We start from the raw sequence: 15,758 nt of genomic DNA, 5'->3' as shown, positions 1-15,758 counted from the left end.
AGTTCAGTCTTGCGCAAATGACCCGCCCTGTCTAGCGGAAAGAGCGCCACCCGCACCGTGAGCAGAACCCGATAAAAACGCCCGGGAATACGCCCCCTTCGGAATGCAGTCCGCGACCGGCGTTCGATCACGCCGAAAGCAACGGGCCCGGGGAAATGCCCGGGCCCGTCAGGAAAACTGCCGCAGTCTCACTCGGCGATTTGTGCCGCCGGGCGCGAGAAAGAGACCGGAGGCGGGTCCTCGTGCTCGAAGGTCACCACCTCGTAGGCCTCCTCGTTGGCCAGCAGGGCGCGCAGCAACTGGTTGTTGAGCGCATGGCCCGACTTGTGGCCGGTGAAGCTGCCGATCACGCTGCAACCGAGCAGGTAGAGATCGCCGATCGCGTCGAGGATCTTGTGCTTGACGAACTCGTCGCCGTAGCGCAGCCCGTCCTCGTTGAGGATCTGCTCCTCGCCGACGACGATGGCGTTGTCCACCGAGCCGCCGAGAGCCAGGTTGCGCGAGCGCATCATCTCGAGATCACTCATGAAGCCGAAGGTGCGCGCGCGGGAAACTTCCTTGACGAAGGTGGTCGAGGAGAAATCGATCTCCGCCAGCCGTGCGGACTTGTCCAGCACCGGGTGGTTGAAGTCGATCGACATGGCCACGCGGAAGCCCTCGTGCGGATCGAAACGCACCCAGCGGTCGCCGTCGACCACCTCCACCGGCTGGAGAATACGGATGAAGCGTTTGGGTGCGTCCTGCTCCTCGATGCCGGCGGACTGGATCAGGAAGACGAACGGGCTGGCGCTGCCGTCCATGATCGGCATTTCCGGACCATCGATCTCGACCAGGCAGTTGTCGATGCCCAGGCCGGCGAGCGCGGACATCAGGTGCTCGACGGTGGAAATCTTCACGCCGTCCTTGACCAGTGTGGTGGAAAGCTGGGTTTCGCCGACGTTGAAGGCATGCCCCGGAACCAGGGCGTCCGGCCCCAGGTCGACCCGATGAAAGACGATGCCCGCGTCCACGGCCGCGGGCTTGAGCGTCAGTCGCACCTGCTCGCCGGTATGCAGACCGATCCCCGTGGCGCGAATGGTGTTTCTGAGTGTGCGTTGCTGAACCAAGATCTTAAGAACCCAAAGCGGTAAATCTTATAATTATCGCACGCCTGTGATGGGATAAAAACAACCGATATCACCAGCACGACGCCTGTCAACGGCAGGCACACACGAAAAACCCCGGCGGCGCCGGGGTCCGTTTCCAGTGCGAGCCGCCGCTCTGTCAGACCATCAGGCGAGCAGACGGTTCAGCCGGCTGACGAAGTCGGCCGAATCGGCCAGCTTGCCGCCCTCGGCGAGCATCGCCTGCCCAAAGAGGACATGGGCGATGTCGGCAAAACGCGCATCGTCGGACTCGCCCTCGGCCTGCTGGAGCAGGCGGTGGTCGGGGTTGACCTCGAGGATCGGCTTGGACTCTGGCATCGACTGCCCGGCCTGCTCGAGGATGCGCTGCAGGTGGAGGCTGACGTCGCCCTCGTCGGTTACGAGACACGCCGGGGATTCGACCAGCCGCCGTGAACGGCGCACGTCCTTCACCTCCTCGCCCAATGTCTCCCTGAGGCGCTTTATCAGCGCTTCGTGCTCCTGCTTCTCCTCCTCGGACTCGGACTCGTCCTCCTCGTCGACGTCGATCTTCGCCTTGGTGACCGATTTCAGGGTCTTGCCGTCGAACTCGGTCAGGTGCGCCATGACCCACTCGTCGACCCGGTCGGAGAGCAGCAACACCTCGATGCCCTTCTTGCGGAAGATCTCCAGGTGCGGGGAGGCGATCGCCGCCTGGTAGGAATCGGCGATGATGTAGTAGATCTCGTCCTGGTCCTCGGGCATGCGCTCGAGGTAGTCGGCGAGCGAAACGGTCTCCTCGCTACCCTCGCCTTTCGTGGAGGCAAAGCGCAGCAGGCCGGCGATCTTTTCCTTGTTGGCGAAATCCTCGCCGATGCCTTCTTTCAGCACGCGACCGAAGGTCTGCCAGAACTCGGCGAATTTCTCCGGCTCGTTTTTCGCCATCTTCTCGAGCATCGAGAGCACGCGCTTGACCGAGCCGGAGCGGATGGTGTCGAGCACGCGGTTGGACTGCAGGATCTCGCGCGAGACGTTCAACGGCAGGTCGGCCGAGTCGATCACGCCGCGCACGAAGCGCAGGTAGCGCGGCATCAGCTTGTCGGCGTCGTCCATGATGAACACGCGCTTGACGTACAGCTTGACGCCATGGCTCTGCTCCGGCTCGAACAGGTCGAACGGCGCGCGCTTGGGGATGTAGAGCAGCGAGGTGTACTCGACCTTGCCCTCGACCTGGTTGTGCGCCCACGCCAGCGGCGGCTCCCAGTCGTGCGAGACATGCTTGTAGAACTCGGTGTATTCCTCGTCGGAGATATCGCTCTTCGACCGGGTCCACAGCGCATTGGCATCGTTGACAGTCTCCCAGCGCCCCGGGGTCTCGGTCTCGTTGCCCTCCTCGTCCTTCTCGGTCTTTGGCGGCACCCACATCTGGACCGGGAAGTTGATGTGATCCGAGTACTTGCGGATCACCGAGCGCAGGCGGAAGTCGTCAGCGAATTCCTGCTGGTCCTCGCGCAGGTGCAGGACGATGCGGGTACCGCGTTCGGGCTTCTCGACCGTCTCGATGGTGTACTCGCCCTCGCCGTCCGAGGTCCAGCGCACGCCGTGTTCGGCACCCACGCCAGCGCGCCGCGTGATCAGTTCGACGTGGTCGGCGACGATGAAGGCCGAGTAGAATCCCACGCCGAACTGGCCGATCTGGTTGGCATCCTTCTGCTTGTCGGCCTCGAGCTGCTCGAGGAAGGCCTTGGTGCCCGAGTGGGCGATGGTGCCGATGTGCTCGACCACCTCCTCGTGGTTCATGCCAATGCCGTTGTCGTCGATGGTGACGGTCTTCTTGTCGGCGTCGAAGGACACCCGTACGCGCAGGTCCTTGTCGTCCTCGTAGAGGCCGTCGTCGGCCAGCGCCTCGAAACGCAGCTTGTCGCAGGCATCCGAGGCATTCGAGATCAGTTCGCGGAGGAAGACCTCCGGATTGGAGTACAGCGAATGGATCATCAGGCGAAGCAGTTGCTTCACCTCGGTCTGGAAGGCATGCGTCTGGGCTTGACTCATGAAGCGGGTCTCCGTGTTGTCGCTCGGGGTTTCGAATACGGACAGGCGACGGCCGGGGGCCCGGCCGCCGTCGACGCCGTCGAGATAGGGGCAAACGCGGGGATTTCAAGGCGGGCCCGTTTCTGACTGACCCCGTAGGCGGGTCAGAAAATGATACGCATCGGCAGGCCGTGGGCGAGTTTCACACAAGCGCCTCATTCACGACATCAGCCGCCACTCCTGACCTATGTATCACCTTGGGGTGCGGTAATCGTGTCGATGCCCGCGACACGCAGTTCGCGAAACTCGGGCAGCAGGCACTCCAGGCGCGGGACGACCACGGCACGCAGCTCGGCAAACGGCCTGGACACCTCGGGCTGCGCGACCGCCACCCAGCCAGCGGGGGCAGCCATCAATCCCGGCAATCCAACGCGTGCTCATGTCGTCTGCCTCGGCCAGCAGGCCAAGGGCGCGAAACCCGGCACCCGAAAAAGCGAAACCCCCGTCACCGAAGGTGCGGGGGTTCGTTCCGTCGACCGGGGCCGAATCAGCCCAGGCGCTCGCGGATACGCGCGGCCTTGCCGGTACGACCACGCAGGTAGTACAGCTTGGCACGGCGCACGTCACCGCGACGCTTGACCTTGATGGACGCGATGGCCGGGCTGTAGGTCTGGAAGACACGCTCCAGGCCCTCGCCGTAGGAAATCTTGCGTACCGTGAACGAGGAGTTCAGGCCACGGTTGCGCTTGGCGATGACCACGCCTTCGAACGCCTGCAGGCGCTCGCGGTCGCCCTCCTTGACCCGAACGTCAACGGTAACCGTGTCGCCGGGGCCGAACTCCGGCACCTCGCGGCTCATTTGATCCGCTTCGATTTTCTTGATGATCTCGCTCATTTTCCGCCACCTGTTATCAATCGCGTGTTCTATGGCTGGTCCGGGGTGTTCTCTGCATCCCCGAGCCAGTGTCTTTCCAGTGCCGCCCGCTCGTCCGCGGTGGGCTCGTGTTCCATAAACAAGTCCGGCCGTCGCCGGGCCGTCGTCAGCATGGCCTGCTCGCCCCGCCATGCCGCGATCCGCCGATGGTCGCCACTGGTGAGTACTGCCGGCACCCCACGACCTTCCCACTCTGGTGGTCGTGTGTAGTGGGGGTGGTCCAGCCGGTCGGCCTCGAAGGAATCCTCGACCACCGACTGGGCGTCCCCCACCACGCCGGGCAAGCGCCGGGCGATGGCATCAATGACCACCATCGCGGCCAGCTCTCCGCCGGACAGGACCAGGTCCCCCAGCGAGTACTCCTCGTCCACCCGGGAATCGAGGATGCGCTGGTCGAATCCCTCGTAGCGACCGCAGACCAGCACCAGCGGCTGCCTGCGCTCGGCCCAGTCCGCGATCACGTGCCGGTCGAGCCGCCTGCCCTGCGGCGACAACGCCACCACCAGCGGTCGGCACTCCAGATCCGACACGGCCGCGTCGATCGCGCCGCACACCGGGCCGGGCTGCAAAAGCATTCCGGGCCCGCCGCCGAAGGGACGATCGTCCACCCGGCGGTTACGGTCCTCAGACCAGTCGCGCGGGTTGTAACCCGTCACCGCCAGACTGTCCTTCTCGATAGCCGACCGGACCATCCCGCAGCGATTCCCCGCATCCACCAGTTCGGGGAACAGGGTCACCACGGATATCCGCATCAGAAGTCCGGGTCCCAGTCGACCTCGATCCGGCGCGCATCCATATCCACGTTCAGGATCACGTCTTCCGGCAGGAACGGGATGAGTCTCTGCCGGTCGCCCTGGACCACGAGCACGTCGTTCGCGCCGGTTTCCATCAGCTCCCGGACGGTACCAAGCACCTGCCCGTTGGCGTGTACGACCTCGCAACCGACCAGGTCGCGCCAGTAGTACTCTTCCGGGCCTGCCGGCGGCAGGGCGTCACGCCCTACCACGATTTCGGCCCGACCCAGCTGTTCCACCGCGGTACGGTCGTCGACCGAGGCGAACTTCGCGGTGACACCCTTCGGGGTCACCGAGAGCTTTTCTATCCGTGCCGCCCGAACTTCCCCCTGCTGCGGCCGCAGGTAGACGTCACGGTACCGCGTGATGTTGTCGATCGGTCGGGTGAACACCTGCAGCCACACCCAGCCCTTGATGCCGAAAGGACGGCCCAGCTGGGCGATGACTACCGGATCGACCGGACCTGCCGACTCGGCCACGCCTTACTCGGCGGCTGCCGTGGCCTGCTGCTTCTTGCTCTGGCGAACCAGGGAAGCCACGCGCTCGCTGGTCTGGGCACCGCGCTCCTGCCAGAAGGCAAGGCGATCGAGGTCCAGGCGCAGGCGCTCTTCCTTGCCACGGGCCACCGGGTTGAAGAACCCGAGGCGCTCGACGTAGGAGCCGCTGTCACGGGCATTGCGCTTGTCGGTGACGACTACGTGGTAGAAGGGCTTCTTTTTGGCACCAGTACGAGCCAGACGAATCTTGACCATAACGTTTATCGATTCCTGTTGGAGTAGTGACTACCAGACTGCGTCGCCGGACGACGCCGGCCGGCAAACGGCCGATCTCGCAGCACTTGGAAATTCAAGTGGCGCGATTTTACGGATTTCTGCCGAAAAATAAAGACCTGTGTCCCGCCGATTTCGATTTCGACGGGATAACGGGCATCCGGTCGGGCCGATCAGGCCGAGTACGGATCGCGCAGGACGATTGTTTCCTCGCGGTCCGGACCGGTGGAAACCAGGTCGACCGGCACGCCGGTCAGTTCCTCGATACGGCGGATGTAATCCCTCGCGGCCTGCGGCAGGCCGTCGAGATCCTTCACGCCCACGGTGCTTTCCTGCCAGCCGGGCATGGACTCGTAGACGGGCACGCAGCGCGAATAGGTGTCGGCGGAGAACGGTGCACTCTCGATGCGCTGGCCGTCGATCTCGTAACCGTTGCAAATCTGCACGGTCTCCATGCCGTCGAGCACGTCGAGCTTGGTCAGACAGAGGCCGGACAGGCTGTTGATCTGCACCGCCCGACGCAGGGCCACGGCATCGAACCACCCACAGCGGCGGGCACGGCCGGTGGTCGAGCCGAACTCGTGCCCACGCTTCGCCAGCCGCTCGCCGATCTCGTCCTCGAGTTCGGTGGGGAACGGACCGCCACCCACCCGCGTGGTGTAGGCCTTGGTGATGCCGAGGACGTAGTCCAGTTCCAGCGGCCCCACCCCGCTTCCGGTCGAGGCGCCGCCGGCGGTGGTGTTAGACGATGTCACGTACGGATAGGTGCCGTGATCGATGTCGAGCAGCGTGCCCTGCGCCCCCTCGAACATCAGGTTGACGCCTTCCGCGCGCATCCTCGCCAGCGTGCCGGGAACGTCACCGACCATCGGCGCGAGGATCTCGGCCTGGGCGAGCAGACGATCGAGGGTCTGCTGGAAGTCGATCGCCTCGGCCCCGAAATAGCGGCGCAACACGAAGTTGTGATAGTCGAGCACTTCGCCGAGCTTCGCCGCGAGACGCTCGCGATGGAAGATATCCTCGAGACGAATACCGCGACGGGCGACCTTGTCCTCGTAGGCCGGACCAATGCCACGCCCGGTCGTGCCGATCTTCTGCTCGCCCCGGGCATGCTCGCGCGCCTTGTCCAGCGCGACATGGTGGGGGAGGATCAGCGGGCAGGCCTCGGAGAGCATCAGGCGATCGGAAGCCGGCACACCCCGGCTCTCCAGCGACTCGATCTCCTCGATCAACGCGTCGGGAGCCAGCACCACACCATTGCCGATCAGGCACCGCGTGCCCTCGCGCAGGATCCCCGAGGGGATCAGGTGCAGCACCGTCTTCTCGCCGTCGATCACCAGGGTATGCCCTGCGTTGTGACCGCCCTGGAACCGGACAACCGCGCCGACGTTTTCCGTCAGCAGATCGACCACCTTGCCCTTGCCCTCGTCGCCCCACTGAGAGCCGAGCACGACCACACTCTTGCCCATGGTCCTATTCACCCATCAACTGCCAAGTTTGTTCATTCCCGTTCGAGGCGGGGACGAGGCGTGCCTCGTCTGCCGGGATCTCCGCCGTGGTAGTAATCACTCGATAACCTTCCTCGCGCAGCCGGGCAACCACCCGGTCGAGCTCCGCGTCGTTCAACCGTGCCGGCGCATAGACCATTCTAGGCACGGTCGGCTCTTCCGACTCGCCCACCCCGAGCAGGTCACGCAGGTCGAGCGAGAAGCCCAGCGCCGGGCGTGAGCGCCCGAACACCTGGCCGATATCGTTGTAGCGACCGCCGCGGGCGATCTCGCGCCCCATCCGCGGCGAATAGGCCGCGTAGACCAGTCCGGTCTGGTAGTGGTAGCCGTGCAGCTCGGACAGATCGACGAGCACGGCGCCCTCGACCCGGCCCTCCAGCGCCTTGGCGACCACCGCCAGACGTTGCAGCGACTCCAGCCCCTCTCGGTCGAGCAGCGGCTCGAGCATCTCCTCGGCCGCACCCAGCGTCTCCTGCCAGGGGCCGTGCAGATCGCAGAGCGCCTCGATGCCCTCGGCAAGCTCGCGCGACAGATCCCATCCGGCCAGCAGTTCTCGGATCTCCGTGACGGCCTTTCTCGTCAGGGCATCGCGCAGGCGATCCTCCCGGGCCTCGTCCAGACCTCCGGCCCGCACCAGGGAGCGATAGACACCGACATGACCGACATCCAGCGTCAACTGACTGCACCCGCCGACCCTCAGCGCCTCGCACATCAGCGAGATCATCTCGACGTCCGCCTCGGGGGCATCACTGCCGAACAACTCGGCGCCGACCTGCATCGGCGCACGCGAGCCACCGAGACCATCGGTCTTGCCACGGATGACGGTCCCGATGTAGCACAGACGTCGCTCGACCACCGGAGGCAGGCTGTGCGCGTCCATCCGGGCGACCTGCGGGGTCATGTCGGCCCGCACGCCCAACTGCCGTCCGGAGAGGCCATCGGTGACCTTGAGGGTTTCCAGGTCGAGATCCTCGCCCGTGCCGACCAGCAGGGTGTCGATGAACTCCACCATGGGCGGAATCACGAGATCGTAACCCCAGCGATCGAAGATCTGGAGCATGGCCGAACGGACCCGCTCGACCCGACGGGCCTGCGCGGGCAATACCTCGTCGATGCCCGCCGGCAGAATCCAGGGTGACTGATTACTCATTAGCTTGCTGGTCACGAGTTGTTTCGGTGAGTGCCTAAGGGCGTTACCGCTGTCACGGCAGGTCCGGGCCCCGGACCGACACAGCGGGCAAAACGCGCACAGTGTAAACGCCGGACAGAAAAAACCCCAGCCCGGGCATCGACCCGGGCCGGGACACTGGAATATTCGGACCAGCCCGGATGCCCATCCGGGCTGGCAATCGAGACATGCGGACCCGACCTCGCCCGATCAAACCGGGAGGAGGCTCAACCCCAGACCCAAAGCGCGAGCCCCACGAGCAGGATCACGAACGCGATGCTCCGCATCCGCGAGTCGGGCGTGAGCGCGATCTGCGCCACGGCCTGCCGGTAGGCTCGCGGGCTGATGAACGGGAGCAGAGCCTCGATGATCAGCACCAGCCCGAGTATCCGCAGCAGGTCGTCCATCATGCCCGACCAGTTCAGCGTGCCGGCAGCGTCGTGCCGGCGGCGTCCTTGTCGCCCTCGTCCTGCGTGCCGTTCGGCGAGTTGAAGTAACGGAAGAACGGGCTGTCCGGGCTGAGAACGAAGGTGTCACCGCCCTGGGCGAACGCCTTGCCGTAGGCCTGGATGCTGCGATAGAAGGAGAAGAACTCCTCGTCCTGGCTATAGGACTCGGCATAGACACGGGCGGCCTCGGCATCCCCCTCGCCTCGGATCTCGTCGGCCTCGCGCTGGGACTCGGAGAGGATGACCACACGCTGGCGATCGGCATCCGAGGTAATGCGCTTGGCCTGCTCCTCACCGCGGGAGCGGATCGCCTTGGCCACCGTCGAACGCTCCTTCTCCATCCGGGAGTAGACCGACTCGCGCACTTCCTGCGGCAGTTCGATGCGCATGATGCGCACGTCGACGATCTCCAGGCCCAGACCGGAAATGTCCTCGTTGGTAGTGCCAATCACGTTGCGCATGAACAGGTCCCGATCCCCCGACACCACCTCGGCGATGGTCCGGCTCGAGAGCTGGCTCTTCATGCTGTCCTTGACGATCTGGTTCAAGCGGCTCTCTGCGACCGCCTCCCGGCCACCGGTGGCCCGGTAGAAGTCGGACGGGTTCGTGATGCGCCACTTGATGTAGTAATCGACGATCAGGTTCTTCTTCTCGCTGGTCAGGAACCGCTCCGGCGGCGTGGACAGCGAGAGGATGCGCGTGTCGAACAGACGCACCGTGTTCACGAAGGGCAGCTTGAAGTGCAGACCGGGCTCGAACTCCGTCTCGACGATCTCGCCCAGACGGAACTTGACGCCCTCCTGGTATTCGGCCACCTGGAATGTCGCTGTCGCGTAGAGGAACACGATCACGACGACGATCGGCAGCAAAAGCCGTGTCACCCAGTTCATTCTGACCCCCTCGTACGCAGACCGGAGCGATTGTTGTTGGTCGTGGTGCTCGGCTGGCTGCCGAACGCCTGACCGCTCATCAGGGACGGCACCGCCAGCGGGGCAACATCTTCCTGGCTACCCGTCAGATCATTCCGGGAAGCACCCCGGGCATCCATCGGCAGGTAGAGGATGTTGTTCGAGTTCTCCGGATCCACCAGCACCTTGTTGCCCTTGGCGTAGATGTCGCCGAGCGTATCGACGTAGATGCGCTCCCGGGTAATCGACGGAGCGATGCGGTACGACTGCAGCAGTGCGTTGAAGCGCGCGGCCTCACCCTCGGCGGCGTTGACCACGCGGGAGCGGTACCCCTTGGCCTGCTCGACGATCTGGGCCGCGTCACCACGGGCGCGCGGCACGACCTGGTTGGCGTAGGCCAGCGCCTCGTTGATGTAGCGCTGCTCGTCCTCTCGTGCCCGGATGGCGTCCTCGAACGCCGGCTGGACCGGCTCGGGCGGCTGCACGTCCTGCAGGTTGACCGAGCGAACGGTCAGCCCGGTCTGGTAGGACTCGAGCAGTTCCTGCATCCGGGTACGAACGGCATCGACGATCTCGACCCGGCCGTCGGTGAGCACGTAGTCCATGCGGCTATTGCCCACGACCTCGCGTATCGCGCTCTGCATGACATCGCTCAGCGTCCCGCTCGGGTCACGGACGTTGAACAGGAACTCCACCGGGTCGCGGACGGTGAACTGACTGGCGAGATCCAGCTCGACGATGTTCTCGTCGTTGGTCAGCACGGTCATGCTCAGCTCACGGTCTCGGTACTCGTCGACGTTGACCGTGATCACCTCGGAGATCGGATACGGCGGGTGCCAGTGCGGACCCGGGCCGGCGGTGTTCGTGTACTTGCCGAAGGTCAGTACGACGCCGCGCTTGCCCTCGTCGACGATGTAGATGCCCGAGAGCAGCCAGCCGACGATCACGATCACGATGATGGCCAGGATCCCCTTGTTGCCACTCGAGCCCCCCATGCTGCCGCCGAAGCGATCCTTCAGGCGGCCGAGGGCGTCATCGATGTTGGGCGGCTTGCCGCCCCGGCCGCGGGGATTCGACCAGGGATCCTTACCGCCACCTGGCTCGTTCCAGGCCATGGGCATACTCCAGAGTGATGACCTGCCCGGAGAACCCGGCAGGTGTTGGCATACGTTTCGGTTCGTCGAACTGACCTAAAGTCCTTCTCTCGCCGGGGCGACTCCCCGGCCCGACAGCGACGAAAGGCAACGTGGGAGTGTAGTGTTCGCGGCGGTCGACCGCAACCGCCGACAGTGTTCAATCGCGGGAATCGAGCACCGCCTCCCACGGCTCGAGCGGGCGCTCCGTCGGCGGATCGAGCACGAATGCCTCCAGCCGCGGCTCCTGCTTGAGCAGCTGCCCCCAGCGGGAGGCCGGCAGGGCGACCTCCAGCCGCCAGCCGGACTCGTCACAGTCCTCGGTGACGACCGCCCCCTCACCTTGCAACAGGGCGTAGAAACGACCTTCCGCCATCGGGATGAACAATCGGTGCCGCACGCCCTTCGGCTCGACCCGCTCGACCAGCGCATCGCGCAGCTCCTCGAGCCCGAGCCCCTCCTTGGCCGACACCCACACACGGACGGGCGAATCTCGTCCATCCCGGTCCACCCGCACGGACTGGTCATCCAGGCGGTCGATCTTGTTCATGACGGTCAGTCGCGGCATTTCGCCGGCGCCGATCTCCTCGAGCACCGAGTCCACGTCCTCGATCTGGCGACTCCTTTCCGGAGAGGAGGCATCGACCACGTGAAGCAGCAGATCCGCCTCGAGGGTCTCCTCCAGGGTCGACCGGAATGCGGAGACCAGCTCATGCGGAAGATGGCGGATGAAACCGACCGTGTCGGCGAACACCACCGTCAGCTGCGGGTTCAGTTCCACCCGTCGCAGCGTGGTGTCGAGAGTGGCGAAGAGCTGGTTGGCGGCAAAGGCCTCGGAGGTGGTGAGCGCATTGAACAACGTGGACTTGCCGGCGTTGGTGTAACCCACCAGGGCTACCGTGGGCACGTCGGACTGCTGACGCCCCTTGCGCCCCTCGGCACGCTGCCGGCGTACCCGGGCGATGCGCTCCTTGAGCTGCTTGATGCGTCCACCGAGCAGACGACGGTCCATCTCCAGCTGGGTCTCACCCGGCCCCCGCAGACCGATCGAGCCGCCCCGCTGGCGCTCCAGGTGGGTCCAGCCGCGGACCAGCCGCGTGGAAAGGTGTGAGAGTTGCGCCAGCTCGACCTGCAGCTTGCCTTCATGGGACCGCGCCCGCTGGGCGAAGATGTCGAGGATCAACCCGGTGCGGTCCAGGACCCGGCACTTGAGCAGCGCCTCCAGGTTGCGCTCCTGGGAAGGCGAGAGCTGGGCGTTGACGATGACGAGTTCCGCGTCATGGGCGGCGACCAGTTCCGCCAGTTCCTCGGCCTTGCCCTTGCCGATGAACAGGCGCGGGTCGGGGGTCTGGCGATTGACCACGCTCTCGGCGAGGATCTCGGCTCCGGCCGAATGCACCAACTCGCGAAACTCGGCCAGATCTTCACTCGAATCGGCAGCCCGCCGCTCGACGTGCAGCAGAACGGCTCGCTCGCCGCCCTCGTGACGTTCGAAGAATTCCATCAGGACTGGTCGTTATCCTCGTTGCCTTTCGGCGCGATGTCGATGTTCACCGGTCGGGTAGGCACGATCGTGCTGATAGCGTGCTTGTAGACCAGCTGGCTGCCATTGTTCTTGAGCAGCACCACGAAATTGTCGAACGAATCGATCTGGCCCTGCAGCTTGATGCCGTTGCGCAGGTAGATGGACACCGGAATGTGCTCCCGACGCAGCGTGTTCAGAAAAGGTTCCTGCAATGACTGGCTTTTGGCCATGGTTCGTCCTCTTTTGTTGATTATCCGGTCGATTCGATCGACACGGCGGCCGTTCTCGGGCGGCCTGGAACACCCGAATGCGTGACGTCGCCACCAGGAACGCCGACGCTCCGCCTGCCCGGCTGATTATCCGGCGCGGAGCGGTCGGCACATCCTGACTGCGGCTGGGTCGATGCCTCAGCCACGGTTATGGGGCCTTACGCAATCAATTCAACGTTGGAGTGTAGTGCCTCGATAACGACGGCACACGGAACGCCGCCTGTCGGTGGGATCACCCACCCCATTCAGGATTCCTTTCCGGCAACAAAGTTCATTATGAGCGATTCGGTCGCTTCCGTGGCCTCGGCATTCCGAGCCCGCCAGCCGGGTGCGGATCGCAGCCAGGTACGCTGTCGCTTCGCCAGTTGCCGGGTGGCGGTGATCGCGCGGTCTCGCATCTCGTCAAAACCGTATTCCCCGGCCAGATAGCCCCAGACCTGGCGATAGCCGACCGCACGCAGGGCCGGCAGCCCCGGATGCAGGTCCGGGCGCTCGAACAGGCGGCGCACCTCGTCAATCAGACCGGCCTCGATCATGGCATCGAAACGCTCAGCCACCGCCCGGCGGGTATGCGCGGTGCTCTGGGGCCACAGTGCGACCTGAAGACAGCGCTCGCCCGCCAGCGGCGAGCGCGGCGGATTCTCCCGCTGCCAGTCGGTGAGACTCCTGCCGGTCCCCAGGTAGACCTCCAGCGCCCGGCCGATGCGTTGCGGGTCCGTGGCATGAATGCGCTCGGCTGCCACCGGGTCGACCTCGGCCAGGCGGCGGTGCAACGCCGGCCAGCCGGCTTCCGCCGCCTCGGCGGCCAGGCGCTCGCGGATGGCCGGGTCGCTGGCCGGCAGGCGCGACAGCCCCTGGAACAGCGCCTGGAAGTACATCATCGTGCCGCCGACGAGCAACGGCAGGCGACCAGCGGCACGTGCCGAGGCGATGGCCGTCATCGCATCGTTGCAGAAGCGCTCGACGCTGTACGCCTCCGCCGGGTCGCAGATGTCGACCAAGGCATGCGGGTAGCGCTCGAGGAGATCGGGTGCCGGCTTGGCCGAGCCGATGTCCATGCCCCGGTAGATCATCACCGAGTCCACGGAGATGATGGACACGTCCATCCGGTCGGCCAGTCGCATGGCCATCGCCGTCTTGCCCGAGGCGGTGGGGCCGGCGATGGCGACAATCGGCGGGCGGGGGCTGTCGACCGCGACCACCGTCACTGCCCCCGCATGAACCAGCGGTCCAACTCCTGCAGGGACAGCGCCCGCCAGGTCGGCCGCCCGTGGTTGCACTGATCGCTGCGTTCGGTGCGCTCCATGTCACGGAGCAGCGCGTTCATCTCCTCGATACCCAGCCGCCGGTTCGCCCGCACCGAGCCGTGGCAGGCCATGGTCGACAGGATCTCGTCGACCCGATCGTCGATCACCGAGGATCGCGCGCCATCCGGCGCCAGCGGAACGCGCCGCAGTTCGGCGAGCATCTCGCGCACCAGCGCCTCGATGTCCGCCTCACGCAGCATCACCGGCACCTCGCGCACCCGCACCCGTTCCGGGCCGATCCGGTCGAGCACGACACCCGTTGCCGCGAACGCGTCGCAGAACTCCTCGAAGGCATCGGCCTCGCCCGGCGAGACAGACAGGTCGACCGGGAGCAACAGGGGCGCGCCACTGAGGCCCTGATCACGGTACTTCTCCTTGAGACGCTCGTAGGTCACGCGCTCGGCCGCCGCATGAGCGTCGACAATGACCAGACCCTCGCGGTTCTGCGCCAGGATGTACACCCCACCGAGATGGGCCACGGCATAGCCCAGCGGCGGGACCTCACCCTCGATCGGCGCCGGTTCCCGCACTCCGGGGGCACCTCCTGGCGATGATTCCCCGCGGTGTCCCTGGGCAAGCAGGGACAAGTAGGCCTGACCGGAGTCGCCCGCCGAGTAAACGCCCGAGCGCCCCGCCCCACCGAATCCACCGAATCCACCGGAAGAGCGACCGGTCGCTGGCCGGACTGGCGGCGGCACGTGGTCATCGGCAACCGGGAAAGAGGGTTCCGCCCCCTCGGCACCGGCGTGGCGACCACCCCCCGGGGCGGCCAGCGCGCGGTGCACCGCCTGAAAGAGAAAGTCGTGCACGCCGCGGGCATCGCGGAAGCGCACCTCGGCCTTCGTCGGGTGCACGTTCACGTCCACGGCCGTCGGATCGAGCCAGAGCGACAGTACGTAAGCGGGATGCCGGGCCTGGTGCAGCACGTCGGCATAGGCCCGTCTCACCGCGTGGGCGATCAACCGATCACGCACCACGCGCCCGTTGACGAAGAACAACTGCTGGTCGGTCGACGAGCGGGCGTACTGGGGGCTGGCCACCAGCCCACGCAGGGCAAGACCGGACGCCGCGGCATCGATATCCCGCGCCTGGTCGAGAAACGCCCGGCCGAGCGTCGCGGCGATACGCCGCTCGAGATCGGCCGCCTCGACGGCAGGAAGGTCCAGTACGCCGCGGCCGTTGTGTACCAGGGAGAACGACACGGCCGGGTTGGCCAGCGCCAGTCGACGGAGCAACTGATCGATATGCCCGAACTCCGTGCGCTCGGTCCGCAGGAACTTGCGCCTGGCCGGCACGTTGAAGAACAGGTCGCGCACGTCCACCAGGGTGCCGGGCCGGGCCGGGGTCGGGCGCGGCTCGTCGTCGACACCGGCCTCCAGTTCCCAGCCGTGCTCGGCATCGGCCGTCCGTGATACCAGGCGCAGGCGAGAGATCGACTGGATGCTGGCCAGTGCCTCGCCGCGAAAGCCGAGGCTTGCCACCGCCTCAAGGTCGTCAAGATTTCGGATCTTGCTGGTGGCGTGGGGCGCGAGGGCCAGCGGCATCTGCTCGGGGGGCATGCCATGGCCGTTATCGCGGACCGAAAGCTGCTTCACGCCACCGGCGACCACCTGTACCTCGATGCGGTCAGCACCGGCATCCAGCGCGTTCTCCACCAGTTCCTTGATGACGCTGGCCGGCCGCTCGACGACTTCCCCGGCGGCGATCTGGTTGACCAGGGACTGTGGCAGCGCAAGTATTTCAGGCATGGAGTCTCTGCGGCACAAAACGGGCATTGTCGCCCGCCCTGTCATGCCGAGACAAGCACCCCCGCGCAGGCGGCGGGAGATCAGATCAGAGCATCGCGTAGCGCGTGCCCT

Annotated in this window: 16 protein-coding genes; all 16 read right to left on the bottom strand. The window is 65.6% G+C overall.

Annotated elements, in window-relative coordinates:
* Positions 1 to 188 precede the first annotated feature (188 nt).
* The 16 genes from lpxC to mutL all read right to left on the bottom strand — a co-directional run bounded on the left by lpxC (position 189) and on the right by mutL (position 15,647).
* Positions 189 to 1,106, bottom strand: coding sequence for a UDP-3-O-acyl-N-acetylglucosamine deacetylase (lpxC, locus tag ACESL5_RS03000; RefSeq protein WP_372591302.1), 918 nt, complete (start codon positions 1,104 to 1,106; stop codon positions 189 to 191).
* Positions 1,107 to 1,271: 165 nt separating this feature from the next.
* Entirely contained in the window at positions 1,272 to 3,155 is a 1,884-nt protein-coding gene (gene htpG / locus ACESL5_RS02995) for a molecular chaperone HtpG (RefSeq protein ID WP_372591301.1), read from the bottom strand.
* A gap of 224 nt (positions 3,156 to 3,379) precedes the next feature.
* The gene (locus tag ACESL5_RS02990) at positions 3,380 to 3,547 is read right to left on the bottom strand and encodes a hypothetical protein (protein WP_372591300.1); all 168 of its coding nucleotides are present in this window, start codon (positions 3,545 to 3,547) and stop codon (positions 3,380 to 3,382) included.
* 134 nt (positions 3,548 to 3,681) lie between these two features.
* The gene (gene rplS / locus ACESL5_RS02985; protein WP_372591299.1) at positions 3,682 to 4,029 is read right to left on the bottom strand and encodes a 50S ribosomal protein L19; all 348 of its coding nucleotides are present in this window, start codon (positions 4,027 to 4,029) and stop codon (positions 3,682 to 3,684) included.
* 29 nt (positions 4,030 to 4,058) lie between these two features.
* A complete protein-coding gene (trmD, locus tag ACESL5_RS02980; protein ID WP_372591298.1) occupies positions 4,059 to 4,820 on the bottom strand; it encodes a tRNA (guanosine(37)-N1)-methyltransferase TrmD in 762 nt (253 codons plus the stop codon).
* Positions 4,820 to 5,341, bottom strand: a complete 522-nt coding sequence (rimM, locus tag ACESL5_RS02975; protein ID WP_372591297.1) for a ribosome maturation factor RimM — start codon at positions 5,339 to 5,341, stop codon at positions 4,820 to 4,822. The genes trmD and rimM overlap by 1 nt, the downstream gene beginning before the upstream one ends.
* A gap of 3 nt (positions 5,342 to 5,344) precedes the next feature.
* Entirely contained in the window at positions 5,345 to 5,614 is a 270-nt protein-coding gene (rpsP, locus tag ACESL5_RS02970) for a 30S ribosomal protein S16 (protein ID WP_372591296.1), read from the bottom strand.
* Positions 5,615 to 5,805: 191 nt separating this feature from the next.
* The gene (locus ACESL5_RS02965; protein ID WP_372591295.1) at positions 5,806 to 7,101 is read right to left on the bottom strand and encodes an adenylosuccinate synthase; all 1,296 of its coding nucleotides are present in this window, start codon (positions 7,099 to 7,101) and stop codon (positions 5,806 to 5,808) included.
* A 4-nt stretch (positions 7,102 to 7,105) separates the two neighbouring features.
* On the bottom strand, positions 7,106 to 8,290 hold the full coding sequence (locus ACESL5_RS02960; protein WP_372591294.1) for an ATP phosphoribosyltransferase regulatory subunit: 1,185 nt from the start codon (positions 8,288 to 8,290) through the stop codon (positions 7,106 to 7,108).
* A gap of 245 nt (positions 8,291 to 8,535) precedes the next feature.
* Positions 8,536 to 8,718 carry a DUF2065 domain-containing protein gene (locus ACESL5_RS02955; protein WP_372591293.1) on the bottom strand — a complete coding sequence of 61 codons (183 nt, stop codon included), beginning with the start codon at positions 8,716 to 8,718 and terminating at the stop codon, positions 8,536 to 8,538.
* A gap of 11 nt (positions 8,719 to 8,729) precedes the next feature.
* Entirely contained in the window at positions 8,730 to 9,647 is a 918-nt protein-coding gene (gene hflC / locus ACESL5_RS02950; RefSeq protein ID WP_372591292.1) for a protease modulator HflC, read from the bottom strand.
* Positions 9,644 to 10,780 (bottom strand): FtsH protease activity modulator HflK, encoded by a 1,137-nt coding sequence (hflK, locus tag ACESL5_RS02945; protein WP_372591291.1) that lies wholly within the window; start codon positions 10,778 to 10,780, stop codon positions 9,644 to 9,646. The genes hflC and hflK overlap by 4 nt, the downstream gene beginning before the upstream one ends.
* Positions 10,781 to 10,958: 178 nt before the next feature.
* A complete protein-coding gene (gene hflX, locus ACESL5_RS02940; protein ID WP_372591290.1) occupies positions 10,959 to 12,302 on the bottom strand; it encodes a ribosome rescue GTPase HflX in 1,344 nt (447 codons plus the stop codon).
* A complete protein-coding gene (hfq, locus tag ACESL5_RS02935; protein ID WP_372591289.1) occupies positions 12,302 to 12,553 on the bottom strand; it encodes an RNA chaperone Hfq in 252 nt (83 codons plus the stop codon). Before hfq ends, hflX begins: the two co-directional genes overlap by 1 nt.
* A 284-nt stretch (positions 12,554 to 12,837) precedes the next feature.
* The gene (gene miaA / locus ACESL5_RS02930) at positions 12,838 to 13,800 is read right to left on the bottom strand and encodes a tRNA (adenosine(37)-N6)-dimethylallyltransferase MiaA (RefSeq protein WP_372591288.1); all 963 of its coding nucleotides are present in this window, start codon (positions 13,798 to 13,800) and stop codon (positions 12,838 to 12,840) included.
* Positions 13,797 to 15,647 carry a DNA mismatch repair endonuclease MutL gene (mutL, locus tag ACESL5_RS02925; RefSeq protein ID WP_372591287.1) on the bottom strand — a complete coding sequence of 617 codons (1,851 nt, stop codon included), beginning with the start codon at positions 15,645 to 15,647 and terminating at the stop codon, positions 13,797 to 13,799. The genes miaA and mutL overlap by 4 nt, the downstream gene beginning before the upstream one ends.
* Positions 15,648 to 15,758: the final 111 nt, after the last annotated feature.

The organism is Guyparkeria sp. (assembly GCF_041687595.1).
In the GTDB taxonomy this organism is placed as follows: Bacteria; Pseudomonadota; Gammaproteobacteria; order Halothiobacillales; family Halothiobacillaceae; genus Guyparkeria.
This window is presented reverse-complemented; position numbering and strand designations above follow the sequence as displayed.